This is a genomic window from Pseudomonas sp. MWU12-2345, assembly GCF_023242385.1.
GTDB lineage: Bacteria > Pseudomonadota > Gammaproteobacteria > Pseudomonadales > Pseudomonadaceae > Aquipseudomonas > Aquipseudomonas gingeri_D.
This window is the reverse complement of the sequence record NZ_JALLJA010000013.1, coordinates 40370-65241: the sequence shown is the minus strand read 5'-3', so window position 1 is coordinate 65241 and position 24872 is coordinate 40370. Positions and strand designations below refer to the sequence as shown.

The window sequence follows — 24872 nt, the reverse complement described above, 5'->3', positions numbered from 1 at the left end:
CATGGCTACCATCAAGGATGTGGCCGCGTTGGCCGGGATCTCCTACACCACGGTGTCCCATGTGCTGAACAAGACGCGGCCGGTCAGCGAGCAGGTGCGGCTCAAGGTCGAAGCGGCGATTGCCCAGCTCGACTATGTGCCCAGCGCCGTGGCGCGCTCGTTGAAAGCCAAGACCACCGCGACCATCGGCCTGCTGGTGCCCAACAGTCTCAACCCGTACTTCGCCGAGCTGGCGCGGGGCATCGAGGATTACTGCGAGCGCAACAACTACTGCGTGATCCTCTGCAACTCCGATGACGACCCGGACAAGCAGCGCAGCTACCTGCGGGTGCTGCTGGAGAAGCGGGTCGACGGTTTGATCGTCACCTCCACCGGCGGCGATGACAGCTTTGCCGGCGGCTTGGCGGCGGTGCGTACGCCCATGGTCATTGTCGACCGGGGCATTGCCGGGGTCGAAGCCGATCTGGTGCGCATCGACCACGAAGAGGGCGCCTACCTCGCCACCCGGCACCTGCTGGAACTGGGTCATCGGGCGATTGCCTTTATCGGTGGCCCGGCCGATACCAGCGTGGCGCAGATGCGTCTGGCCGGTTATCGGCGCGCCCTCGAACAGGCGTCCGTGCCAGTGCCCGAGCGTTGGGTGGTGGAAAGCGATTTCACCAGCACCGGCGGTTATCGGGCGGCGGCCGTGCTGCTGGAGCAGGACCGGCCCAGCGCGATCTTCGCCGGCAACGACATGCTCGGCATCGGCGTGCTGCGCGCGGCGGCGGAACGCAATATCCGCGTGCCCAGCGAGCTGTCGGTGATCGGTTTCGACGATATCCAGATGAGCCGTTATGTCTACCCGGCACTGACCACGGTCGGCCAGTCGATTCTCCAACTGGGGGAAACGGCGGCCGAAATGCTCTTGAACCGGATCGCCACGCCGCTGCTGGCGGTTGACCGGCGGATTGTCAAGCCAAGTATTGTCCTGCGCGAATCGACGGCCGCGGTGCCGGGCGTGTTTGCGCAATACCGCTGAATCGAATTGATGGGTACTGATGTATGCAAGCAAAAGTAGTGGTGGTGGGCAGCCTCAATATGGACCTGGTCACCCGTGCCGAGCGCTTGCCGCGGGCAGGGGAGACCCTGGTGGGCCAGTCGTTCGCCACGGTGTCCGGCGGCAAGGGCGCGAACCAGGCCGTGGCGGCCGCGCGCCTGGGGGCCACGGTGTCGATGATCGGCTGTGTGGGCGACGATGCCTATGGTCCGCAACTGCGCGATGCGTTGTTGGCGGAGGGCATCGATTGCCAGGCCGTTACGGTGGCGCCGGGTGTGTCCAGTGGCGTCGCGCTGATCGTGGTCGATGACAACAGCCAGAACGCTATTGTGATTGTCGCCGGGGGCAACGGTTGTCTCTCCCACGAGGTGCTCAAGGGCTTTGACGCGGTGTTGCAGGAGGCGGATGTGATCATCTGCCAACTGGAAGTGCCGATGGAAACCGTCGGCTACACGCTCAAGCGTGGGCGCGAACTGGGCAAGATCGTGATCCTCAATCCGGCGCCGGCCAGCGCGCCGCTGCCGGCCGACTGGTACGCGTCCATCGACTACCTGATTCCCAATGAAAGCGAGGCTTCGGCCCTGAGCGGCCTGCCGGTGGATTCCCTGGCGAGTGCCCAGGCGGCCGCGACCCAACTGATGGCCGCCGGGGCAGGGAAGGTGATCGTCACCCTCGGTGCCCAGGGTTCGCTGTTCGCCGACGGCCAGGGCTTTGCGCATTTCCCGGCGCCGAAGGTCAAGGCCCTCGATACCACGGCGGCCGGCGACACCTTTGTCGGCGGCTTTGCGGCGGCACTGGCCCAAGGGCAAAGCGAGGCCGAGGCCATTCGCTTCGGCCAGGTCGCGGCGGCGCTCTCGGTCACCCGTGCCGGCGCCCAGCCGTCCATTCCCCACTTGTCCGACGTACAAGGTTTCAAATCGCCATGAAAAAAACACCTTTGCTCAATATTGCCCTGTCGCGCCTGATCGCTTCCCTTGGCCACGGCGACATGGTGGTGATCGGTGACGCCGGCCTGCCGGTCCCGCCGGGTGTGGAACTGATCGACCTGGCCCTGACCCACGGCATCCCCGATTTCGTCAGCACCCTGCGCACGATACTCAGCGAAATGCAGGTGGAGAGCCATGTGCTGGCCGAGGAAATCCTGCTCAAGCGCCCACCGGCGCTGGAACACCTCGACGCGCTGAACGCCGAGGGCGCCATGGGGCAGCGCCGGTTGCTCAGCCATGAAGAATTCAAAGTGCTCAACCGCAAGGCCAGGGCTGTGATCCGCACCGGTGAATGCCAGCCTTACTGCAATGTCGTGCTGGTGGCCGGCGTTACGTTCTAACTGTTCTTTCTCGCACAAGGAGTGCGCTATGCAACGCTATGCTCAGATCTTGCAACGCTGGTTTCGGAGTCTGCTGATTTTGTCCTTTCTCACGGCTACAGGCGCCCAGGCGGCGGAAAAGATCGACCTGATCATCGACACCGACCCGGGGGCCGATGATGTGGTGGCACTGCTGTTCGCCCTGGCCTCGCCGGAAGAGCTGCATATCCGTGCGCTGACCACCGTGGCCGGTAATGTGCGCCTGGACAAGACCTCGCGTAATGCCCGCCTGGCCCGCGAGTGGGCGGGGCGCGAAGACGTGCCGGTCTACGCCGGTGCGCCCAAGCCGCTGATGCGCACGCCGATCTATGCCGAGAATATCCACGGCAAGGAGGGCATCTCCGGAGTTGCCGTGCATGAGCCCAAGGCGCCCCTGGCCAAGGGCAACGCGGTCAACTACCTGATCGAGACCCTGCGCGCGGCCAAGCCACACAGCATCACCCTGGCCATGCTCGGGCCAGAAACCAACCTGGCCCTGGCCTTGATCCAGGACCCTGAGATCACCCAGGGCATCAAGGAAGTGGTGGTCATGGGCGGTGCGCACTTCAACGGTGGCAATATCACCCCGGTCGCCGAATTCAATATGTTCGCCGATCCCCAGGCCGCCGAAGTGGTGCTCAAGAGTGGCGTCAAGCTGACCTACCTGCCGCTGGACGTGACCCACAAGATCCTCACCAGCGACGAGCGCCTGAAGCAGATCGCGGCACTGAACAACAACGCCAGCAAGGTGGTCAGTGATATCCTCAACGAATACGTCAAGGGCGACATGGAACACTACGGTATTCCTGGCGGCCCGGTACACGACGCCACCGTTATCGCCTATCTGCTCAAGCCCGAGCTGTTCAGCGGACGTCAGGTCAACCTGGTGATCGATAGCCGTGAAGGCCCCACCTTCGGCCAGACCATCGTCGACTGGTACGACGGCCTGAAACAGCCCAAGAACGTGTTCTGGGTCGAGAATGGCGATGCCCAAGGCTTCTTCAACTTGCTGACAGAGCGTCTGGCACGCCTTAAGTGACTACATGCAAATCGATCTGAACAACCCTGACAACCTGACCCAGGACGCCGTGCGCCAGATGCTCGCGGCGGCCAGTGACGAGGTGCATACCCAGCTGCGCGTAACGCGCTCGGGTATGGCCTATATCTCCTCGGGGGTTGTCGGCGGTGCGCAGATCGACGACCTGCTGTTCCGCCTGGAAACCTGGGCGGCGGGCTCCGGCTACGTCGGCAAGGTCGCGGCCGCCGACGAGGTCTGGGTCATGCAGGTGTACAATGCCTTGAAGCAGAACTGGCCCAACCCGCCCTTCGATTACATCGATATCTACTGAGCGGCAGCGCTCGTTCATATTCAGTCACGATTCCCCACAGAAGTCGTCCGACAGCTCAGGCAGACTTGTCAGCGGCGGCTGTCGGAATCGGATGATCTGACACCTTGCGTGCAACCAATGGTGCAAATCGCGGTCGCACGCACTCTACTTATTTTATTTGAAGGAGGCTTCATGCCTTGGAAGCTTGCATCCCTGGGGACGCTGTTCGCCCTGTCGGTACTGGCGGGTTGCTCCACCTCCGAGTCATCCGCGGCTAAAGAGTCTGCCAAGGACTCGGGCGCCCAGATCACTTACGATCGTTGTGAAGCCAAAGGCGCCGATTTCACCATCGGCCAGACGGCCACGGCCGCGCTGCTGCAACAGGCTCGTACCCGTAGCGGCGCGCAGAGCGCACGGGTCCTCGGCCCTAACGACATGGTGACCCTGGAGTACCGTTCGGACCGTCTGAATCTCAACACCGACAGCAGCGGCAAAATCATTCGCGCCAACTGCGGTTAAGGCTGCCGGGCTTTTCTAGTGCCCATAAAAAACCCCGTCGCATGGACGGGGTTTTTTCAGTTCGCGGAAACTTACTCCGGACGAACCTGTGCAGCTTGCATACCCTTTTGGCCTTTCTCAGCCACGAAGGAAACGGTCTGGCCTTCTTTCAGGCTTTTGAAACCGTCGCTTTCGATAGCTTTGAAGTGTACGAACAGGTCGTCACCGCCACCTTGAGGAGTGATGAAGCCGAAGCCTTTTTCATCGTTGAACCATTTTACGGTGCCGGTTTGGCGATTAGACATGGTGTATCTCCAAGAAACATATATTTTCAGTAGTACTGTGCTGCTCAGGCCAACTGGGCACACTGGGCTATCATAGTCGAAATGTTCGACTTGGGAGCCCCCCCCAGCAACGGATTGCCCATCCGTTGCCCTTTGTTTGGCCGTTTTATTGGCTGGAGGCCCCGGTTTTAAAGGCTTTCACTGAAAACGACAGCCCCTAAAAAAACCCATAAAAGCTGCGTAAATATTGATGAAAATCACTTTTTCCGCTGTTTTTCACCCGGTTTGAGGCCCAAAAGCCCCGTGGCTGCGGGTTACTTCTGCACCTTGCAGACGGCGATTTCTTTCAGGGCGCGGTTGCGCAGCTCCTCCGGCGGCATGGTCTTGGCGTTCATCAACTGAGTGATTTCCTCGGAGGTGAATTTTTTCTCGATGACATCGGCGCCGCAGGTGCAGTGCTGCTTGGCCACGGTCGGGTTGACGCTCTGGCTGGCCGCGCCAACACAGTCTTTCATGTAGCTGGCTTTGGCGCCGGCCGGCCAGGCGGCCTGCGCGCTCAGTGGCAACAGCAGGGCGAGCGGGGCGGCAAAGGCGAAAAGGTGGATCAGACGCATGTTCGGGTACTCCTTGGAGACGGGTGGATACGGTGCTGCATTCTAGGTATTTGAGGGTGAGAGCGTGGAGCAAGTTCAGCCCTGACACAAAACCCCGCGACTTTAGCAGTTTGTGAACGAGGCGATGACCGTTCATCTGTGCTAGCATCCCAGACTTGGTTATTTTTGGTATTGCAGTCGTGTCTCGCGCTCGATACCGAGCCATCAACCCTTTTTTTGAACTCCAGTCACTCTGGTTCGCTTCCGGTTGGCCTTACGGCTCCTGCCACTGTGCGGCAGGCGTTTTTCATTAAACGGCTGGACGAATCGCGTACTGGCTGCTCATCCCAACCCACGTGACCTTTGGTAGGGGTCACCACTAGGAGAGGAGGCGCCATGCCCACTATTACTCTTCCCGACGGCAGTCAACGTTCGTTCGATCATCCGGTTTCCGTAGCCGAGGTCGCCGCTTCCATTGGCGCCGGCCTGGCCAAGGCCACCGTGGCCGGCAAGGTCAACGGCAAGCTGGTCGACGCCTGCGACCTGATCGACAGCGACGCAACCCTGCAAATCATCACGCCCAAGGACGAAGAGGGGCTGGAGATCATTCGCCACTCTTGCGCGCACCTGGTTGGCCATGCGGTCAAGCAGCTGTACCCGACGGCGAAAATGGTCATCGGTCCGGTCATCGATGAAGGTTTTTACTACGATATCGCCTACGAGCGTCCGTTCACCCCGGACGACCTGGCCGCGATCGAGCAGCGCATGCAGTTGCTGATCGAAAAAGACTACGACGTGATCAAGAAGGTCACGCCGCGCGCCGAAGTCATCGACGTGTTCACCCAGCGCGGCGAAGACTACAAGCTGCGCCTGGTCGAAGACATGCCGAATGAACAGGCCATGGGTCTGTACTATCACGAAGAATACGTCGACATGTGCCGTGGTCCGCACGTGCCGAACACCCGCTTCCTGAAATCCTTCAAGCTGACCAAGTTGTCCGGCGCCTACTGGCGCGGTGATGCCAAGAACGAGCAGCTGCAGCGCGTCTACGGCACGGCCTGGGCCGACAAGAAGCAACTGGCTGCTTACGTCCTGCGCATCGAAGAAGCGGAAAAACGCGACCATCGCAAGATCGGCAAGCGCCTGGGCCTGTTCCATACCCAGGAAGAAGCGCCGGGCATGGTGTTCTGGCACCCGAACGGCTGGACCCTGTACCAGGTGCTCGAGCAGTACATGCGCAAGGTGCAGCGTGACAACGGCTACCTGGAGATCAAGACCCCGCAAGTGGTCGATCGCTCCCTGTGGGAGAAATCCGGGCACTGGGCCAACTACGCCGAAAACATGTTCACCACCCAGTCGGAAAGCCGCGACTACGCCATCAAGCCGATGAACTGCCCGTGCCACGTGCAGGTGTTCAACCAGGGCCTGAAGAGCTACCGCGAGCTGCCGATGCGCCTGGCCGAGTTCGGTGCCTGCCACCGCAACGAGCCATCGGGTGCGCTGCACGGCATCATGCGCGTGCGGGCTTTCACCCAGGACGACGCCCACATCTTCTGCACCGAAGAGCAGATGCAGGCTGAATCCGCGGCGTTTATCAAGCTGACCATGGATGTCTACGCCGACTTCGGCTTCAAAGACATCGAAATGAAGCTCTCCACCCGCCCTGAAAAGCGCGTGGGTTCCGACGAATTGTGGGATCGCGCCGAAAGCGCACTGGCTGCCGCGCTCGACAGCGCCGGCCTGCCGTACGACCTGCAGCCGGGCGAAGGCGCCTTCTACGGTCCGAAAATCGAATTTTCGCTCAAGGACTGTCTCGGTCGTGTGTGGCAGTGTGGTACCCTGCAGCTCGATTTCAACCTGCCGATCCGTTTGGGCGCCGAATACGTGTCCGAAGACAACAGCCGTAAGCACCCGGTCATGCTGCACCGGGCGATCCTCGGCTCCTTCGAGCGTTTCGTCGGGATTCTGATCGAACACTACGAGGGTGCGTTCCCTGCTTGGCTGGCGCCAACCCAGGCCGTGATCATGAATATCACGGACAAGCAGGCTGATTTTGCCCTCGAAGTCGAAAAAACTCTGGCCGAAAGCGGATTTCGTGCCAAGTCCGACTTGAGAAATGAAAAGATCGGCTTTAAAATCCGCGAGCATACTTTGCTCAAGGTTCCCTATCTTTTGGTTATCGGAGATCGGGAAGTCGAGATGCAGACTGTCGCTGTGCGTACTCGTGAAGGTGCTGACCTGGGCTCGATGCCCGTCGCCCAGTTCGCCGAGTTCCTCGCGCAAGCGGTTTCCCGGCGTGGTCGCCCAGATTCGGAGTAATTACTATTAAGCGTGAAATGAGACAAGATAAACGAGCTGCACCGAAGGCCCCGATCAACGAGAATATCTCGGCACGCGAGGTTCGGTTAATTGGCGCTGATGGCGAGCAGATTGGCATCGTCTCGATTGATGAAGCGCTTCGGATTGCCGAAGAAGCCAAACTGGATCTGGTGGAGATTTCCGCCGATGCAGTGCCACCCGTCTGCCGGGTGATGGACTACGGCAAGTCGATTTTCGAAAAGAAAAAGCAAATTGCTGCTGCGAAGAAAAACCAGAAGCAAGTGCAGGTTAAAGAAATCAAGTTTCGTCCAGGGACGGAGGAAGGGGATTACCAGGTAAAACTGCGCAACCTGGTACGTTTCCTGAGTGATGGGGACAGGGCCAAGGTTTCCTTGAGATTCCGCGGTCGTGAGATGGCCCACCAGGAGCTGGGGATGGAACTCCTCAAGCGGGTTGAAGGTGACCTGCTCGAGTACGGTTCGGTCGAACAGCATCCTAAGATGGAAGGACGCCAGCTTATTATGGTCATCGCCCCGAAAAAGAAGAAGTAACCACCAGGGCACGGCAGGCCTTGCGGTTATGTTTATCAACTGAATGCGGAGTATCCGAACATGCCAAAGATGAAAACTAAAAGTGGTGCTGCCAAGCGGTTTCTGAAAACTGCTAACGGCATCAAGCACAAGCACGCTTTCAAGAGCCACATCCTGACCAAAATGTCGACCAAGCGTAAGCGTCAACTGCGCGGTAGCAGCTTGCTGCATCCGTCTGACGTGGCAAAAGTCGAGCGCATGCTGCGCCTTCGTTAATTTTTGGTTGAATAGAGGAAGTAACTCATGGCTCGTGTAAAGCGTGGCGTCATTGCCCGTAAGCGTCACAAAAAGATTCTGAAACTTGCAAAAGGCTACTACGGCGCTCGCTCGCGCGTATTCCGTGTTGCCAAGCAAGCGGTCATCAAGGCAGGCCAATACGCCTACCGCGACCGTCGTCAGAAAAAACGTCAGTTCCGCGCTCTGTGGATCGCTCGTATCAACGCTGGTGCGCGTATCAACGGTCTGTCCTACAGCCGTTTCATCGCTGGCCTGAAAAAAGCGTCGATCGAAATCGACCGTAAGGTTCTGGCTGATCTGGCTGTGAACGAAAAAGCGGTGTTTGCTGCGATTGTCGAGAAAGCTAAAGCCACCTTGGCTTAAGTACCCCCCGACAATCACCGGGCTTCGCTTTTGCGGGGTTCGGTGTCAAACGTCATAAATAGGGGAAGAGCCTTTAAGCTCTTCCCCTATTTCGTATCTGGAGTCTGTACATGGAAAACCTGGACGCGCTGGTCTCTCAAGCTCTCGAGGCTGTGCAAAGCGCTGAAGATATCAATGCCCTGGAGCAAATCCGGGTTCAGTACCTTGGCAAGAAAGGTGAATTGACTCAGGTGATGAAGACCCTGGGCAGCTTGCCGGCAGAAGAGCGTCCGCAAGTCGGCGCGCTGATCAACGTCGCCAAGGAGCGTGTCACAGAGGTTCTCAATGCGCGCAAGGCGTCGTTCGAGGAGGCCGACCTGGCCACCAAGCTCGCGGCCGAGTCCATTGACGTGACCCTGCCTGGCCGCGGCCAGACTTCCGGTGGTTTGCATCCGGTCACCCGGACTCTGGAACGTGTCGAACAATTTTTCACCCACATCGGCTACGGCATCGCCGAAGGTCCCGAGGTGGAAGACGATTACCACAACTTCGAAGCGCTCAACATCCCAGGCCATCACCCGGCCCGGTCGATGCATGACACCTTCTATTTCAATGCCAACATGTTGCTGCGCACCCATACCTCGCCGGTCCAGGTCCGCACCATGGAATCGAAAAAGCCGCCGATCCGCATCGTCTGCCCAGGCCGTGTGTACCGTAGCGACTCGGATATCACCCACTCGCCGATGTTCCATCAGGTCGAAGGCCTGCTGGTTGATCGCGACATCAACTTCGCCGACCTGAAAGGCACCATCGAAGAGTTCCTGCGGGTGTTCTTCGAGAAGGAACTGGCGGTGCGTTTCCGTCCTTCCTACTTCCCGTTCACCGAGCCGTCCGCTGAAGTCGACATGGAATGCGTGATGTGCAGCGGTAAAGGCTGCCGCGTCTGCAAGCAGACCGGCTGGCTGGAAGTCATGGGCTGCGGCATGGTTCACCCGAACGTGCTGCGCATGTCCGGGATCGATCCGGAAGAGTTCCAGGGCTTTGCCTTCGGCATGGGCGTTGAACGCCTGGCCATGCTGCGTTACGGCGTGAACGACTTGCGCCTGTTCTTCGACAACGACTTGCGGTTCCTCGCGCAATTTCGCTAGGTCGCGACCCGTAACGAATCTATTAGGAGAGCAGGATGAAATTCAGTGAACAATGGCTGCGTGGCTGGGTAAGCCCGCAAGTGAGCCGCGACGAGCTGGTCGCTCGTCTGTCCATGGCCGGTCTTGAGGTCGATAGCGTCACGCCGGCCGCCGGCGCGTTCAGCGGCGTGGTTGTCGGTGAAGTCCTCAGCACCGAACAGCACCCGGATGCCGACAAGCTGCGTGTGTGCCAGGTCAGCAATGGTTCGGAGACCTTCCAGGTGGTCTGCGGCGCGCCGAATGTGCGCCCGGGCCTGAAGATCCCGTTCGCGATGATCGGTGCCGAACTGCCCGGCGATTTCAAGATCAAGAAAGCCAAGCTGCGGGGCGTCGAGTCCAACGGCATGCTCTGCTCGCAAGCCGAGCTGCAGGTCGGTGAAGGCAACGACGGCCTGATGGAGCTGGCGGCCGATGCGCCGGTCGGCGAAGACATTCGTGTCTACCTGAGCCTGGACGATGCCAGCATCGAGGTCGACCTGACCCCGAACCGTGGCGACTGCCTGTCCCTGGCCGGTCTGGCCCGTGAAGTTGGCGCGCTGTATGCCGCTCCGGTCGTCCGTCCGGTAGTACCGGCTGTACCTGCTGTACACGACGAAGTCCGTTCGATCGAAGTCCTGGCGCCGGCAGCCTGCCCGCGTTACCTGGGCCGTGTGATCCGTAACGTCGACCTGTCGAAGCCGACCCCACTGTGGATGGTTGAGCGCCTGCGTCGTTCCGACGTGCGCAGCATCGACGCCGCCGTCGATATCACCAACTATGTGATGATCGAACTGGGCCAGCCGCTGCACGCTTTCGATCTCTCTGAGATCAATGGCGGCATCCGCGTGCGCATGGCTGAAGAAGGCGAGAAGCTGGTGCTGCTCGATGGCCAGGAAGTCACCCTGCGTAGCGATACCCTGGTGATTGCCGACCACACCCGCGCCCTGGCGATTGCCGGCGTGATGGGGGGCGAGCACAGCGGCGTCAACACCGCGAGCACTCGTGACATCTTCCTCGAAAGCGCTTTCTTCGATCAGATCGCCGTCGCTGGCAAGGCTCGCTCCTACGGCCTGCACACCGACGCTTCGCACCGCTACGAGCGTGGTGTGGACTGGCAACTGGCCCGTGAAGCCATGGAGCGCGCCACTGGCCTGCTGCTGGAAATCACCGGTGGCGAAGCTGGCCCGATCATCGAAACCGTCAGCGAAGCGCACCTGCCTTCCATTGCACCGGTGACCCTGCGTGCCGAGCGCATCACCCAGATGCTGGGCATGGAAATGGACGCACCGCAGGTCGAGCGCCTGTTGTCCGGCCTGGGCTTGGGTATTGTTGCCAGCGGAGCAGGGCAGTGGCAGGTAGAAGTACCAAGCCATCGCTTCGATATCAGCCTGGAAGTCGACCTGATCGAAGAACTGGCGCGCCTGTACGGCTACAACCGCCTGCCGGTTCGTTACCCGCAAGCCCGCCTGGCGCCACAAGCCAAGGCTGAAGCCCGTAGCGACCTGCCTGAGCTGCGTCGTCTGCTGGTGGCTCGCGGTTACCAGGAAGCGATCACCTACAGCTTCATCGATCCGAAACAGTTCGAACTGTTCAACCCGGGCGTCGAGCCGTTGCTGCTGGCCAACCCGATCTCCAACGACATGGCGGCTATGCGCTCGTCCCTGTGGCCAGGTCTGGTCAAGGCGTTGCAGCACAACCTGAACCGTCAGCAGGATCGCGTGCGTCTGTTCGAAAGCGGCCTGCGTTTTGTCGGTCAGCTGGAAGGCCTGAAGCAAGAGCCGATGCTGGCCGGTGTGGTGTGCGGCAGCCGTCTGCCGGAAGGTTGGGCACAGGGTCGCGACACCGTCGACTTCTTCGACGTCAAGGCTGACGTGGAAGCGCTGCTGGGCTTTGCCGGTGCGCTGGATTCGTTCACCTTCGTGCCGGGCAAACACCCTGCGTTGCACCCTGGTCAGACCGCGCGCATCGAGCGGGAAGGGCGTCTGGTCGGTTTCATCGGCGCAATCCACCCTGAATTGTCGAAAACCCTCGGTCTCGACCGTCCGGTCTTCGTTTTCGAGCTGGTATTGGCTGAAGTGGCGTTGGGAAAAATGCCTAAATTCAGCGAGCTGTCGCGTTTTCCTGAAGTGCGTCGTGACCTGGCGTTGCTGGCGGACAAGGGTGTGGCCTCCAGTGCCGTGCTGGACGTAATCCGTGAAAATGCAGGCGAATGGCTCACAGAGCTCAGGCTCTTTGACGTCTATGAGGGTAAAGGCATTGATCCGCATAGAAAAAGCCTTGCAGTTGGCTTGACCTGGCAGCATCCATCGCGCACTCTTAATGACGATGAGGTGAATTCCACGACGCAAAATATCCTCACCTCGCTCGAAACCAGGTTGAACGCCACGTTAAGGAAGTGACGTATGGGGGCTCTGACGAAAGCTGAAATGGCGGAACGTCTCTACGAGGAGCTGGGTCTGAACAAACGGGAGGCCAAGGAATTGGTCGAACTGTTTTTTGAAGAAATCAGACACGCTCTCGAAGACAACGAGCAGGTCAAACTGTCGGGTTTCGGCAATTTTGACTTGCGGGACAAACGCCAGCGGCCTGGCCGCAATCCAAAAACGGGAGAGGAAATCCCGATCACGGCTCGCCGTGTGGTCACCTTTCGTCCAGGGCAGAAGTTGAAAGCCCGAGTTGAGGCCTATGCTGGAACCAAGTCATAACGACGAGCTTCCGCCGATCCCAGGCAAACGCTACTTCACCATCGGTGAAGTCAGCGAGCTGTGTGCGGTAAAACCGCACGTGCTGCGTTACTGGGAACAGGAGTTTCCTCAACTCAACCCCGCCAAGCGTGGTGGCAATCGCCGGTATTATCAGCGCCATGACGTGCTGATGATCCGGCAGATTCGCGCGTTGCTGTACGACCAGGGGTTCACCATCGGTGGGGCGCGTCTGCGTCTCTCCGGCGATGAGGCCAAGGATGACAGCACCCAGTACAAGCAACTGATCCGCCAGATGATCTCCGAGCTGGAGGATGTGCTGGTGGTGCTGAAGAAGTGATTCAAGGTTTTAAAATACTTTGACATTTCAAAAGCTTGCGGTATATTTCTCCTCGCTTCCACAAGAAGCAAAACCCAGTTTCACGCCTAGTCGGGGCGTAGCGCAGTCCGGTAGCGCACTAGCATGGGGTGCTAGGGGTCGAGTGTTCGAATCACTCCGTCCCGACCATATTTTTGAAAAAGCCCAATCTTTACCGGTTGGGCTTTTTTATGCCCGGAGATATCTCGCCTTGTGTAGGTATCAGCAAACGCTCCATCTATGATGGAGTGGCAAGGCGGGAGACTAATGACGTTTAACCCAGGAGCAGACGCAATGCTGATCCAGTCCATTCAACTGACGAACTTTCTGAGTTTCGGCGCGTCATCCACCGCCATTCCTCTACGTTCGCTGAATGTCATTATCGGGCCTAACGGGTCGGGCAAGTCCAACCTGTTGGAATCCATTGAGTTGTTGCGTAGCGCGCCGGAGCAATTGCTGAAGCCTATCCGTGAAGGAGGGGGCGTTCGCGATTGGCTTTGGAAAGGTGCGCCAGCTACACCAGTCGCCTCTATTGATGTTCTGCTCGCTCACCCCAAGGGACCGCAGAATCTGCGTTATCACTTGGCTTTTACTGAGGTCGGGCAGCGTTTCGAGATCGCGGATGAGCGAGTCGAATATGAAAAGCCGGATGGTCCGAAGCATTCTCAGCCGTACTTTTTTTACCACTTCAACAGTGGTCGACCCGTTCTGAATCTGAAAGGTGGGGAGAGTCGTTCCCTACGTCAGGAAGATGTCGATCTGGAAAAGTCCATTCTGTCTCAGCGTCGTGATCCGGATCAGTATCCCGAAATAACTTATCTGGGGCAGACGCTAGGCAAAATTCGGCTTTATAGGGAATGGAGTTTCGGTCGCTATACGGCGCCTCGACTGCCGCAAAAAGCGGACCTGCCCAACGACGTACTGGAGCCGGACTGCAGCAATCTGGGGTTGGTGCTCAATCGGCTGCGGCGCGACCCTGCGGTCAAGCAGCGTCTGTTGACGGCCTTGCAGGCACTTTACAGTGGTATTGATGACTACGACGTGCAGATCGAGGGCGGCACGGTGCAGGTGTTTTTCCACGAGGGTGGAATGACTGTACCAGCGACCCGACTGTCTGACGGCACTTTGCGTTATCTGTGTCTGCTGGCCGTACTGTGCCATCCCAACCCACCACCGCTGATCTGTATCGAAGAGCCGGAGCTTGGGCTGCACCCTGACATTTTGCCGACCTTGGCAGAGCTGCTGAAGGACGCGGCTACTCGCACTCAGCTGATTGTGACAACGCATTCCGATGTGCTGGTAGATGCCATGAGCGATCAGCCGGAATCTGTTCTGGTGGCGGAAAAAACTGAATCGGGTACGACACTGACGCGATTGGATGCTGAAAAGCTCAAGCCCTGGCTGGAGAAGTACAGGCTCGGGCAGTTGTGGACGCGGGGTGAGATCGGAGGAACACGCTGGTGAAACTCTACGTCGAAGGAGGCGGCAACGCCGCTTCATTGAAAACAGCTTGTCGCGAAGGTTTTTCTAAGCTTCTTGAAAAGGCCGGTTTCAAGGGGCGTATGCCCAGGATCGTGGCGTGCGGTAGCCGTAACGATGCGTTTGATTCTTTTTGTACGGCTATTCATATTGGTGAGCCGGCGATGTTGTTGGTCGATAGTGAAGCGCCGGTATCCGATGCTGGGCAACCTAGCGATGCAAACGAAGCGTCCGACCGGGCAAAATGGCTGCCCTGGCAGCATTTGCAGCAGCGTAAAGGCGATGGTTGGCAAAAGCCCGCAGGCTCAGAGGATTTGCACTGTCACTTGATGGTGCAGTGCATGGAAAGCTGGTTGTTGGCGGATCGACAGACGCTCAAGGATTTTTTCGGGCAGGGCTTTCAGGAGAATCAATTACCTGCAATGGGGAACCCCATTGAGCTTGTGCCAAAACAGCAGGTCTACGACGCTCTGGCTAAGGCCACCCGAGACTGCAAATCCAAGAGTCAATACGGTAAGGGAGAGCATTCTTTCAAGTTGCTGGGGTTGATCGATCCGGGCAAGGTGAGCGAGGCTTCTCCTTGGGCTAAGCGGTTTTTTGAGATTCTTGAGTTGCGTATGTGACGTGTGAACATCGAGGTCAAGGTAGGCCGTGGGGCAGATTGGGACTAAATATCTGTTCCGAATGACACGCTGATACACATCACCAGCCCAGCGGCGAAGCATCGCAGTGTTTTTGTGTCGTTGCATCGGATCAATGCAGGGCAGTTTCTTCTGCTTATTTTTCTACAGAATGACTCTGTGCAAAAAAAATTGCGGTCGAGATATCGAGCGATATGGAAGCAAACGACCTCATCAGCAAGGATTGCGGCAGCGCCCAGTCCCACTTTTCGCGCAGCATGTTTTCTACCTCCGAAAGTATCGAGTCTAGATCAGCGGCATCCAGGCTTCCGACTTCCTTCAGCGCCATTTGGGTTCGACCGATGTCGGCGTCAACCTCAATGGCAAGGCCTGCGTTATCACAAGAAAGGCCGACATGATTGAGTAACAAGCGCAGTGCATCGTTGGCATGATCACCTAGCCAGCTCATCAAATAGCATTTTCCGCCCGACTCTACTATGTAGCGCTTACCAAGGCCCAGCGAAACAAATGTCTTTCGAGCCTCGTCGAGAAGCTCTTGAGCCACTTGATCAATAAAGGGGCAGGGGAGTGTGTCTACCAAGACGGCTCGCATCTCTTGGCGTACGTTGTCATGCACCATCGCACCCAGACCATCGAACTGAGGAGGGGCACCACCGCGGGCTGCTGAAACGATGATGACTTTGGCCTGGAGATCAACATCACGAACCTGCCACCTCCGGCCTCCGAAAATAATGCGCTGATCCTTGGTCAGTGGACGGCTTACCGGCACAGATCCCAGTGCCCTACCAGCGCATACAAGGCGAAATTCTTCGTCGCTGGTGAATGCGCTGTAGAACTCATAGTGGTTGATCAATCGCTCTCCAACCGTCCCAGGAAGCAGCAATCCTGAGCTGTCCTGAACAATGAGCTCGTGTTCTCCGAGCGCCTTGAGCAGCTTCACAAAGTCTGGTTTCTCAACTTTTGGAAATGCTCCCTCAGCAATCAAACTTTTCCAGAGATCTGCAGCAGATGCACCGCCGCACTGGGCAATCACTGAAAGACATTGTTGAACGAGGGTGGACGCGTGAATGCCTTGAGCCCTGGGAGGTTCAAACCACCCCTTGGCCAGCAGTCGAACCATGGCAATGGTTTGAACCAAACCTTGGCGCAGTTGATCCGAGAGGCTCGATCCATCTTTGAGTGGCGATTCCTTGCAGTAAACGCGCAGCGTTGCTTTTTCTCCTGGGCGCCTTCCCGATCGCCCTAGACGTTGTCGCAGACTCGCCACCGATGGTGGGGCACCAATCTGCACGACTGTTTTGATGCTGCCGATGTCTATGCCGAGCTCAAGCGTCGTAGTGCAAATCGCGGATGCCGCGTGAGTCCCTGTTTTGAGAGCATGCTCAGCTTGCTCACGTAGGTCCTTCGAAAGGCTACCGTGATGAGGCCAGAATTCGTTAGGCATGCCGTCTTTCTCGCAGCGCCGACGCAGTTGATCTGCGTACCATTCAACCTGTGACCGACTGTTTGGGAAAATTAGGTTATTACTGCCGCGTAACACCTTGTAAAGATGATCAGCGATCGCGAAGTCTGGGCTTGCCTCGTTCTCTGTCTCGTCTTCATTTCCCTCTTGCTCAGAAAGCTTTATGGGCTTCTTCTTGAACTCGCTCATGGGTGGCTGAATGTAACCACGAACTTGCACCTGGAGAGTCTGGTTGGAGCTTTTTGATTCAATGACGGTAACGCCATCGGCATTTCCCGGACGCAAAAACTCCGACGCCATCTTCATGTCGCCGAGGGTGGCTGAGAGCCCGACTCTAGGGAGACGGTACCCGGCAACAAGTTCTACCCGATGCATCAGTGACTGAAGTTGCTTGCCTCGTTCGCTACCGATGAACGCATGCAGCTCATCCACGACGATATAGCGCAGGTGTTGGAACACCCCGCCAAGACTAGAACCGCGGTTGACGAACAGGGCTTCAAGGGATTCAGGAGTGATCAGAAGCACCCCCTCAGGGGACTTCAAAAAACGATGTTTTTTGCTTGAGGAGATGTCCCCGTGCCAAGCCACTACGGGAATCTCAAGCTGCTCACAAAGACGGCTTAACCTGTCCCACTGGTCGTTGATCAGGGCCTTGAGCGGGCTGATATACAGCACCGAACCGGGTGGGTCATCATGATTCAGCAGATTGGTGAGGATGGGAAGAAAAGCAGCCTCGGTTTTGCCTGCCGCTGTTGCTGCGGCGATGATGACATCCTGATCGGCATCCACCAGCACAGGTACCGCCCATTCCTGGGCGTCGCGCAAAGAAGTCCAGCCTTCCGCCCAAATCCATCGCTGGATTCGGGACTCAAGTTGATCGAAACCCGATGACTCAGAGTATGAAGGTGGCAAGTTCATCGTCCGCATCGACTTTGGTATCGTCTTCGCCGCCTGAGTCCCGGGCGACCTCGACAGCTCCAAGCAGCGTCCGCCAATCGGCGCCTGGGTTTTGCTCCAAGATGGCTAGCAGGTTGATGAACGCTGTGATCGTGGTGCGCGGCGTACGGAAGTAGGCTTCCCCCAAGCGCTGATTACAATGCGCCATAAACAGTGGGAGCGCCTCGTCAGGCAGTAAGTACTTTTCAGCATCTCCGCCAGCGTATACGTGACGAAGTTTCTGAAGCAGTACGTAGAAGTCTTCCGGGGTCAGGCTGGTCAGGCGAATGACCGGCCCCGACAGATCCACCAATCCTGATTTCGCAAACGAGTTCTCGGCCAATCGAGATTGCAGGGCAGGGTAGCTGAATAGCCCTCGACGAGTGTCCATCAAAAACTCAGGCGTGCCACCTAAAACGAAACCAAGCCCTTCGGACGATCCCTGCAGAGAGTCGTTGAGAATACGGAGGATCTGTTCGTAATTGGCATTACGAGCTTGGGTATTGGCCAGTTTGTAGAGATTGACCAGTTCGTCGAGGCAGATCATCAGACCGCCAAAACCTGCAAGTCTGACGAATCTCGACAGGAGCTTGAGCTGATCGTAGACGGAGGCATCATCAATGATGGTTCGTACGCCCAAGGCTGCTCGGGCATCAGTCTTAGTGGTGAACTCTCCACGCAACCAACGGATGGCGTCGGCCTTGAGCTGCTCGTTGCCTTCTTCGAAACCTCGGCAATAGGCGGCAATCACCTCCGCAAAATCATACCCGTTGACCATCTCGGTCAGCTCGGCCAGGTGAGCACGAATAACAGTCTCGCTGTCCGTACCCGCCGCCTTGGCTTCGGTTTTGGCCTGAGAGATGAATTTCTCAACAATGCCTTGCATAGCCCCACCGTCGGGCTTCGTACGCGTCGACATGTTTTTAGCCAACTCGGAGTAAAGCGAACGTGCTTGTCCACCCGTGGCATGTAATCTGCGATCTGGGTTCAAGTCGGCATGCATGGTGACAAGCTTGCGCTCCATGGCAATGGCTCGTACCAGGTTCAGAAAAAACGTCTTGCCCGCACCGTACTCGCCAATGACGACTCGAAATGCCGATCCACTTTCAACCAGGCGATTGACGTCCTTGATCAGTGCATCTAGTTCGCCTACCCGGCCAACCTGAATCAGGTGTTGGCCCACGCGAGGAACGACGCCTGCGCGTAGCGACTGGATGACCGCATCGCGATCCTTGGCTCTGATAGTGCTCATAGGGCTAACTCTTCCAGAATGTCTGTATTGATCTCGACAGGGTCATCACCCTCAGTGACGGGCATGTCGAAACGTTCAAAAGCCATGTCGTTAATTTGTTCCAGGGCACCATCGAGCATCAGCTCCATGTCGCTGGCGGCAGCTTCAAGTTCGGAGCGGCTCCACTCAGGGCGTGAGATCAGCAACCGAAGGAATGCAGAGTGTTTTAAATCGAGACCATCAATGTCTGCACTCGATTCCTGTACTGATTCTGCCACATCGACCAACTGTTCCGGCTCGTCAACCTGGTCATCAGTGAAGACTTTGGCAAGGAGGGCGGAGACCTCTGCGGTTTCTCGTTGCAGTTCTGCAATGCGCTCGTGATCAAGCACGAACCCTTGATTCGCAGTGGCGGTGATCGGGGTACCAGGCTCGGAACGAGGAGTGCCGGCTTTTGGTTTTACGGAGGCAATACTTGCTCCAGATGCAGCACCGTGGAGATCGCTGTACAGCAACTGACTGTCTAGCTGCAGGGCCTTGTAAACGCGCTCAAGAAGTTTCACTTCCAATGGGCTGACGATGCCATCAGCTTGCGCCAGATGGGCCAGAAAGCTGGCAATCGTGCGTTTGGCTTCGACCGTTAGTGGGGCGAGTTTTTTCTTCAGGCTGGTCAGCGTTGGTGGTTGTTGGATCTGGATTCGCAGGTGTGCTTTAAGGCGTTTGCGATGGGCCACACTCAGGTGATTCCAGGAGTCGATGTGTTGAGCAAGCAGCGTAACTTCCTCAGTGGAGGTATCACCATCGGCAGAAGCCACAGCACTAGCAAGGTCGAGCGTCACCGAAGCAGCATTGTAAGCTGCAGAAGCTCGCAGTGCCCCATCTTCTGGTTGAGTCACGAACAGCGCGATTTGATCCTCTGTCTTCGGTGTCTTACTGCCAGCCAGTACGTCGGGTTCAATACCGATGTGAAGCGATTCCAGTGCGCGGGCAAGTGCAAGTACTTTGTCGCGGGACAGGGCGCCGGCGCTCTTGAACCGGCCTGCGAGTTCGCCAAAGCTCATGACAATCAGGTCGTCGCCAATTCTGAGTTGAAGCTCGTCCAATTCTGTACGAGCTGCCGTCGGCCAGAGAGCGACGGGAAGCTGCAGAAGACCTTCGAGAGCTTCTGCGCTATCAGGGTTGCGGCCCAAATATCGGCTGTAGGGTTCAAGCTCGGTAGTGCATAGCTCAACCAGCAACTGCAGGCTCTTTCGTGTGCCTGACGTGGCTAGGACATCAGGAAGGTCACCCAAGCTAAGCGTGGGCGCCATTAAGACCGCCGAGGCCGGCCGATAGCTGGTTTTAAGTTTGGTCTTGTTCTGCGCCAGGACAAGACCCTTAGGATGGGCGCTTGTGTACTTAAGCTTGAACAGTCTCGAAAAGACATCCTTACAGCGGGTCACGGGCGTGCGTTTGCTGATGTTGGGGTCAGCTAGCGCCCAGGCTAATGCCCAATCGGCATCAAGGGGGCGCTTGTTGGAAGCGAATTGCCCCAGGCCTACGCGCAGTGGCAGTGGCATCTCGTAGCTACAAGCGACAACGTTGGGAGGTGGGCCAAGGTAAAGGTCTGGATCGATCTTGGTGTTGCTCAGGTAATCCAGAAAACCTTCCGCATATCCCCTGAATGACCTATTTTCCCCATAGATACTCAATAGGCGTTGGACTTCTTCGAGGATCAAAGGAAGCTCAGCCTTGACGCCCGGGTCACTAACTGCGTCAACGAGTGCTCGGCGTTCTAGACCATAGAAATACAAAAAGACGTAGCCGGTGTCTGCCAGTGGGTAACGACGACCACCCTCCAGCCATTGAAGGTATCCACGGCGAGCCTCTGACGTGATGGAGTGAAAACTGGGCCAATAGGACATCAGCGGTTCTTCTAGATCGACGTGTGTCTTTGCGATACGGAGCTTGGGGTTTATCAGTGAGGGTTCTTCGGCATCGTGCCGGCCACCTAGCACGCTGCCCATATAGAACATGCCACCGGGAATTGAAAAGCCGGAAACGGTGACAGATTCACCCGCTGGTACCCAGCGAACATCAGGTTTTTGCGTGCTCGCATTTGGAATTTTGAAGGACTTTGAAGGTGCTGAGCCGAGTTGGACAGTGTAAAAGTCAGAGGCTTCCTCAGTACCCATATGGCTCCCTGAAACCTCACGCATAGAGAAAGTGAGGCCGGATCGTTGATGCTCTCGCAGATGTTCCGCCTCCGAAATGGTCACTGACAATTGCTCAGCATGCCGCCTTGAGCGACGAACCAGCAGCCAAAAAACCGCGGCAATGCAAGCAATAACACCAATGGCGATCCAAGCATTTTTCGGGATTGATGCGACTGCGCCGAAGGCCAGAGCGAAAATGATCAGGATGCCGTTACTTGTGGAGTTTTTTGCCTTCTTCCTTGCCATGAGTCGTTTCAACCTTGAAAAGATGGGTGCTGGCGCAATGGCAGTATCCGATAATTTCCCCACGAGAACCATGTGCTGAGGAAAGCTATTGATCGGAAAATTTTGCTTGCGCACGAATAGCTACAATCATCGAAAGTAGCTTTCTCAGCAGGAAGCGCGCAGATCATCCCCGCTCCATTGCTGATAGCTGCGATTCATTGTGGGTAGCTATCGGCCAGTAGTGGAAGCTCACTAGTCGATGATGTTAGCCCCGTTCGCCGAAGCTAGGATTGTTGCGTTGGCCATCTCTATTCGACTAGCCGCGGCGCGCGCCTATGCCTTGGCGGTTTTCTTGTGCTCGTTGGGATTGATCTGCTCATAGGTGAGCGCTTGGGCTTGGTTGCGTGCCTGCGGATGCCTATCAGGGATTTGCGCGGCCAAGACGCCGCAGACGTACTCTTAGTTCCGCTCGCCCCACCGATAGTGACAGCGACTCGAGTTCTTTGATGGTGATTCCCTTACTCGTCCGTAGCTCGCCAGCGCCTGGTAATGACGAGAAATGGCCTTCCAGAAAAACTAATATTTCCTACGTGTTTTAGTCGTGGGAGAATGTTGTGTGCACTCGCTGCCGGGTCTACATTCCTGTTGTCGCTGCAAATTCAGCGATACGGGTTTCGCAGCCCGGTCAGTTAGGCGCACAGCGCCGCGTAAGCGGCTTTTCTATGTCTGCGTTATGGCGGGCTGTGCGCAGGAGGCTTATGCCTGCCGGTGTCCTAACTGACCGGTCTGCGAACCTGCGTGCAGTTCGCCACCCTTGCGTCGCAGCAGGAGTGGAGATCCCTGAGTCAGTTAGGAGATTTACCATGGTTAAAAAAATCACCCCCGATCCGCCTCCCGTTTCCAACGGTTCCGTGAAATCCACCCGGCCGGATGCGGCCCGCTTGCTCGATACCCTCGGTCTGACCCTCTCTAAAACCATCGATTACGATGACCCTTTCAGACCTACGATTTTTGCCATCCAGCCAGGCGTCCGAGCCCAGGACGCGCTGACTTATGTTTCGAAATTGCTCGCAGTCGCCGAACTGAATGGAGACGAAATCAGCCTGCATACGAATCCGGTGGAACGGTCTCTGTTCTGGGGCATGCTTCACTCTGTAGAGATGGCGAAGGCTGTGGTGGATGCGCTGCTTGAAGGGTCGACCTCACACCATCACGCATCACCGTAGACAACCGCTCGTTTGATCGAACTGGCACAGGTGGCGATTGGGCCGCTCAGATCAGTCTGGCGCCGCCGTCGATATTCACGGGGGCGCCGTTCATAAACCCATTGGTCATTAGGAAAGCAACCGCAGTGTCCGCCTCTGCTGCGGTGCCTTGACGATGCAACGGCAGCGACTGTTCCAGCGCCGTAAGCAATGGGATGGACGCCCCCGCCCATAATCGTCTCGCTGTGCCAGAGTGAGTGGTGTCGTCATCCACCACCGACACCACCCGCGCCAGCGCGGTGCCGGTGCGCATGCCCATCGGCTCGGTGGCGAGCCAGATGGAGTCGCTGCGGATCATCGCAACAGGTCTCGCAGGAAGGTCGCGTAGGCAGCAGTGCTTTCGATCGGCCAGTTCACTTTGACGGTGCCGCGCGAGTGTGGGATTTCGAGGCAGATAGTCGACGACGTGGCTTCCAACCTTGCCCCGATAGGTTGCAAGGGCAGCGGAATGAAAGCAGGTTGCAGCGCCATGGTTTTCGGCGTTTGCACTCGAATCCATTTATGGACGAGGTTCGCGTTGAGGCTTTGGTTCAGCGCGACATTGGCAATATTCCTCGGAGTTATTTTTCCCGGGATTTCCTTGGCCAGCTCTACCATTTTTTTGCGCGACGCCATCCTGCGCCTCTGGAGTATCTCCAGCGCGTTTCAAAAATACGTAAAAGGCTTTCGAGGACTGTTTTCGGCTCATATCTGGCTGGTCGCCTGCCACTGACAGTTCGAGGGGGGGGCGATGCGAAAAGCCCGGCACTGGGCCGGGCTATTTCCAGAGGGTGCTGATCCGTCAGCTGATCTGAGTGTAGGGCAGTTGCTAAGCAGTCGGTAGCAAAATGCCAGAGCGTGTCGCAATCGACTGCTGCTTGCCTGCAAGCGACATCGGGACTGGCGCACGAGCGAAAAGAGTCTGGTGTTGGGCCAGGCTAGCTAAGCCTTATAGAGCTCTTACGCAGCTTCCGATTGAAAAAAACGGGGCTGCGGCCTCTTGCCCATGTCGGCTCGAGTGGGTGACAACCTCAATGTTCACCCTGTCACGATGCCACTGTTCATCAATACCCCGTTGGGTTTCTTGGCCGTGTACCGGCTGATCGACTACGACAACATCGTCCTTCGCTTGCTGTTGGCGTACCACACCGCGTTGATGGGGCGTAGGGACATTGAGCGCTGGATCAACGCCGGTGGTCGTGTGTTGCGCAGTCTGTTCAGCTTGGCTCAACAGGCGAGGCTCTCCGGAGCGATGCGTGAAGATTTCATCGCCAACAATGCCGTGGCGCGTGAAGCCCAGGAGCGGCTTGGGCAGCAACGGGTCACTGAGATTGAGCAACTGTTGCCGCATCAATGGATGCCTGCTTGATCTCTGCAAGGTGTGTTCGCTGGCCGGTTACCGTTTTCTGCCTGTCATAGTCGGCAGAAAACGATATCCGTTCGGCCAAGTCATCTACCCACTCCGCAAAATCAAGACATGGTGTGCACTTAAGTGCTCACCAGCCAGTCAGATGAGAAGTCGTTGAGAGCAGTTAAGTTGTTGGATCAACCCGAGGCCGAGTTTTGCCTTGAGGGTTCCTGCTTCAGCTTGTTCTTGCTGAGAACAAACCACACTGCTAAACAAATAAGCCCGCCGCCGTACAAATGTGCGGCCGAAAGATGTTCACCAAGGAACATCACACCCCACAGCACGCCGAAGGGAGGGATAAGGAAGGTCACGGTCAGCGAACGCACCGGCCCGATATCTGCGATCAAGCGGAAATACAGAATGTATGCACACGCGGTACAGATGAAACCCACTGCAACCAGTGCTATCCAAACCTGCGAGTTACCCCAAGTCGCCGGTGGATTCGCTGTGGCTGAGATTCCGAAGAACGGCGCGAGAAACAGCGTCGCGCCAATCTGACTGCCAAAAGCTACAAGTTTCGCGTCCAGTCCGCCCTTATCAGCGACCCATCGTTTGGTCAGAAATCCTGCTGCGCCGTAGCAACTGGTGGCGACTAAACACGCCAACGCGCCCATGACCACGCTGATTGAAAGTGTGACGGGGCCGGTGCTGGTCAGCAATGTAATGCCCATCAAACCGATCAACACGCCGGCGGCCTTTTTCGGTGTCAACGAATCGCTGAAACACATCCAACCGATCATCACTCCCATCAGCGGGGTGGTCGCATTGAAAATTGCCGAATAACCGGCAGGTAACAACAGTGCCGCCACGCTATACATTAAAAATGGGATGCCAGAATTGATAACGCCCAACACCATGATCTCCTTCAACTTGCCTTTGAAGTCGATTTTGGTTTTTAAAATGGCGAGAATGACGGTCAAACCAATGGCGCCCAACAACACGCGAAAAAATGCAGTCGGCAATGCGCCCAGAACAGGAACCGAGATGCGCATGAAGAGAAAACTGGCGCCCCAGATCGCCGCCAGAACGAGTAGTCGAATATAATCGGATAATTTCATGGGGTGCCTTCGGTGCTTTTCGTTAACTAAAAAATGACTCGAGAATTGCGCAGCTGATGCCGGGTAATCCAAAAAGTGATTGGAATGGTTAAGGGGGAAAGGCCAGATATACGGAAGCCATGGTGGACTCCTCTAAGTTTGGAGCCTCATAGTAAGGGTGTTCGCAATGTGCTCGCACTCCGATTCTTGCTG

Annotated in this window: 26 protein-coding genes and 1 tRNA gene; 19 read left to right on the top strand and 8 right to left on the bottom strand. The window is 57.2% G+C overall.

The window, feature by feature from the left end:
- Nucleotide 1 precedes the first annotated feature (1 nt).
- The 6 genes from M5C71_RS23100 to M5C71_RS23075 all read left to right on the top strand — a co-directional run bounded on the left by M5C71_RS23100 (nucleotide 2) and on the right by M5C71_RS23075 (nucleotide 4231).
- The gene (locus M5C71_RS23100; RefSeq protein WP_248768800.1) at nucleotides 2-1021 is read left to right on the top strand and encodes a LacI family DNA-binding transcriptional regulator; all 1020 of its coding nucleotides are present in this window, start codon (nucleotides 2-4) and stop codon (nucleotides 1019-1021) included.
- Nucleotides 1022-1044: 23 nt separating this feature from the next.
- A complete protein-coding gene (gene rbsK, locus M5C71_RS23095; RefSeq protein WP_248768799.1) occupies nucleotides 1045-1965 on the top strand; it encodes a ribokinase in 921 nt (306 codons plus the stop codon).
- Nucleotides 1962-2366 (top strand): D-ribose pyranase, encoded by a 405-nt coding sequence (gene rbsD, locus M5C71_RS23090; RefSeq protein ID WP_103496460.1) that lies wholly within the window; start codon nucleotides 1962-1964, stop codon nucleotides 2364-2366. Before rbsK ends, rbsD begins: the two co-directional genes overlap by 4 nt.
- Nucleotides 2367-2394: 28 nt before the next feature.
- Nucleotides 2395-3423 carry a nucleoside hydrolase gene (locus M5C71_RS23085; RefSeq protein ID WP_103496461.1) on the top strand — a complete coding sequence of 343 codons (1029 nt, stop codon included), beginning with the start codon at nucleotides 2395-2397 and terminating at the stop codon, nucleotides 3421-3423.
- Nucleotides 3424-3427: 4 nt separating this feature from the next.
- On the top strand, nucleotides 3428-3733 hold the full coding sequence (locus M5C71_RS23080; protein ID WP_103496462.1) for a hypothetical protein: 306 nt from the start codon (nucleotides 3428-3430) through the stop codon (nucleotides 3731-3733).
- Nucleotides 3734-3904: 171 nt separating this feature from the next.
- Nucleotides 3905-4231, top strand: a complete 327-nt coding sequence (locus M5C71_RS23075) for an I78 family peptidase inhibitor (protein ID WP_103496463.1) — start codon at nucleotides 3905-3907, stop codon at nucleotides 4229-4231.
- 71 nt (nucleotides 4232-4302) lie between these two features.
- On the opposite strand, the gene M5C71_RS23070 is transcribed toward M5C71_RS23075, so the two are convergent.
- Nucleotides 4303-4515, bottom strand: coding sequence for a cold-shock protein (locus tag M5C71_RS23070; RefSeq protein WP_003179963.1), 213 nt, complete (start codon nucleotides 4513-4515; stop codon nucleotides 4303-4305).
- 293 nt (nucleotides 4516-4808) lie between these two features.
- On the bottom strand, nucleotides 4809-5108 hold the full coding sequence (locus tag M5C71_RS23065) for a hypothetical protein (protein ID WP_152739923.1): 300 nt from the start codon (nucleotides 5106-5108) through the stop codon (nucleotides 4809-4811).
- A gap of 375 nt (nucleotides 5109-5483) precedes the next feature.
- Here M5C71_RS23065 and thrS point away from each other — a divergent pair, with 375 nt between their 5' ends.
- The 11 genes from thrS to M5C71_RS23010 all read left to right on the top strand — a co-directional run bounded on the left by thrS (nucleotide 5484) and on the right by M5C71_RS23010 (nucleotide 14903).
- A complete protein-coding gene (gene thrS, locus M5C71_RS23060) occupies nucleotides 5484-7406 on the top strand; it encodes a threonine--tRNA ligase (protein ID WP_103496465.1) in 1923 nt (640 codons plus the stop codon).
- The gene (gene infC, locus M5C71_RS23055; protein WP_177103717.1) at nucleotides 7406-7957 is read left to right on the top strand and encodes a translation initiation factor IF-3; all 552 of its coding nucleotides are present in this window, start codon (nucleotides 7406-7408) and stop codon (nucleotides 7955-7957) included. The genes thrS and infC overlap by 1 nt, the downstream gene beginning before the upstream one ends.
- Nucleotides 7958-8017: 60 nt before the next feature.
- Nucleotides 8018-8212 carry a 50S ribosomal protein L35 gene (gene rpmI / locus M5C71_RS23050; RefSeq protein ID WP_002553160.1) on the top strand — a complete coding sequence of 65 codons (195 nt, stop codon included), beginning with the start codon at nucleotides 8018-8020 and terminating at the stop codon, nucleotides 8210-8212.
- Nucleotides 8213-8239: 27 nt separating this feature from the next.
- Nucleotides 8240-8596 carry a 50S ribosomal protein L20 gene (gene rplT, locus M5C71_RS23045; RefSeq protein WP_100940175.1) on the top strand — a complete coding sequence of 119 codons (357 nt, stop codon included), beginning with the start codon at nucleotides 8240-8242 and terminating at the stop codon, nucleotides 8594-8596.
- Between the two features lie 110 nt (nucleotides 8597-8706).
- Nucleotides 8707-9723 carry a phenylalanine--tRNA ligase subunit alpha gene (gene pheS / locus M5C71_RS23040; protein WP_103496466.1) on the top strand — a complete coding sequence of 339 codons (1017 nt, stop codon included), beginning with the start codon at nucleotides 8707-8709 and terminating at the stop codon, nucleotides 9721-9723.
- 35 nt (nucleotides 9724-9758) lie between these two features.
- Nucleotides 9759-12140, top strand: coding sequence for a phenylalanine--tRNA ligase subunit beta (gene pheT / locus M5C71_RS23035; RefSeq protein WP_248768798.1), 2382 nt, complete (start codon nucleotides 9759-9761; stop codon nucleotides 12138-12140).
- 3 nt (nucleotides 12141-12143) lie between these two features.
- Complete coding sequence (gene ihfA, locus M5C71_RS23030; RefSeq protein ID WP_002553164.1) at nucleotides 12144-12446, top strand: integration host factor subunit alpha; 303 nt, start codon at nucleotides 12144-12146, stop codon at nucleotides 12444-12446.
- Entirely contained in the window at nucleotides 12427-12783 is a 357-nt protein-coding gene (locus M5C71_RS23025) for a MerR family transcriptional regulator (protein WP_017128239.1), read from the top strand. The genes ihfA and M5C71_RS23025 overlap by 20 nt, the downstream gene beginning before the upstream one ends.
- 91 nt (nucleotides 12784-12874) lie before the next feature.
- Nucleotides 12875-12951 (top strand) — tRNA-Pro (locus M5C71_RS23020).
- A gap of 144 nt (nucleotides 12952-13095) precedes the next feature.
- Nucleotides 13096-14265 (top strand): AAA family ATPase, encoded by a 1170-nt coding sequence (locus M5C71_RS23015; protein ID WP_248768797.1) that lies wholly within the window; start codon nucleotides 13096-13098, stop codon nucleotides 14263-14265.
- Nucleotides 14262-14903, top strand: a complete 642-nt coding sequence (locus tag M5C71_RS23010; RefSeq protein ID WP_248768796.1) for a DUF4276 family protein — start codon at nucleotides 14262-14264, stop codon at nucleotides 14901-14903. Before M5C71_RS23015 ends, M5C71_RS23010 begins: the two co-directional genes overlap by 4 nt.
- A gap of 154 nt (nucleotides 14904-15057) precedes the next feature.
- Here M5C71_RS23010 and M5C71_RS23005 read toward each other — a convergent pair whose 3' ends face one another.
- Genes M5C71_RS23005 through M5C71_RS22995 form a run of 3 tightly spaced genes read right to left on the bottom strand, consistent with a single transcriptional unit; the run spans nucleotide 15058 to nucleotide 20991 of the window.
- Nucleotides 15058-17301, bottom strand: coding sequence for a DEAD/DEAH box helicase (locus M5C71_RS23005; RefSeq protein WP_248768795.1), 2244 nt, complete (start codon nucleotides 17299-17301; stop codon nucleotides 15058-15060).
- A complete protein-coding gene (locus M5C71_RS23000; protein WP_248768794.1) occupies nucleotides 17276-18571 on the bottom strand; it encodes an ATP-binding protein in 1296 nt (431 codons plus the stop codon). The genes M5C71_RS23005 and M5C71_RS23000 overlap by 26 nt, the downstream gene beginning before the upstream one ends.
- The gene (locus tag M5C71_RS22995; RefSeq protein ID WP_248768859.1) at nucleotides 18568-20991 is read right to left on the bottom strand and encodes a TerB N-terminal domain-containing protein; all 2424 of its coding nucleotides are present in this window, start codon (nucleotides 20989-20991) and stop codon (nucleotides 18568-18570) included. The genes M5C71_RS23000 and M5C71_RS22995 overlap by 4 nt, the downstream gene beginning before the upstream one ends.
- Nucleotides 20992-21833: 842 nt before the next feature.
- On the opposite strand from M5C71_RS22995, the gene M5C71_RS22990 reads away from it, so the two are divergent.
- Nucleotides 21834-22196: a hypothetical protein gene (locus M5C71_RS22990; RefSeq protein ID WP_248768793.1), complete on the top strand. Its 363-nt coding sequence runs from the start codon at nucleotides 21834-21836 to the stop codon at nucleotides 22194-22196.
- 46 nt (nucleotides 22197-22242) lie between these two features.
- Here M5C71_RS22990 and M5C71_RS22985 read toward each other — a convergent pair whose 3' ends face one another.
- The gene (locus M5C71_RS22985) at nucleotides 22243-22533 is read right to left on the bottom strand and encodes a hypothetical protein (RefSeq protein WP_248768792.1); all 291 of its coding nucleotides are present in this window, start codon (nucleotides 22531-22533) and stop codon (nucleotides 22243-22245) included.
- Nucleotides 22530-22850: a hypothetical protein gene (locus M5C71_RS22980; RefSeq protein ID WP_248768791.1), complete on the bottom strand. Its 321-nt coding sequence runs from the start codon at nucleotides 22848-22850 to the stop codon at nucleotides 22530-22532. The genes M5C71_RS22985 and M5C71_RS22980 overlap by 4 nt, the downstream gene beginning before the upstream one ends.
- 370 nt (nucleotides 22851-23220) lie before the next feature.
- On the opposite strand from M5C71_RS22980, the gene M5C71_RS22975 reads away from it, so the two are divergent.
- Nucleotides 23221-23583 carry an AcaB family transcriptional regulator gene (locus tag M5C71_RS22975; protein WP_283094051.1) on the top strand — a complete coding sequence of 121 codons (363 nt, stop codon included), beginning with the start codon at nucleotides 23221-23223 and terminating at the stop codon, nucleotides 23581-23583.
- Between the two features lie 176 nt (nucleotides 23584-23759).
- Here the strand turns inward: M5C71_RS22975 and M5C71_RS22970 are convergent, their stop codons facing one another.
- Entirely contained in the window at nucleotides 23760-24680 is a 921-nt protein-coding gene (locus tag M5C71_RS22970; protein WP_248768789.1) for a DMT family transporter, read from the bottom strand.
- Nucleotides 24681-24872 lie beyond the last annotated feature (192 nt).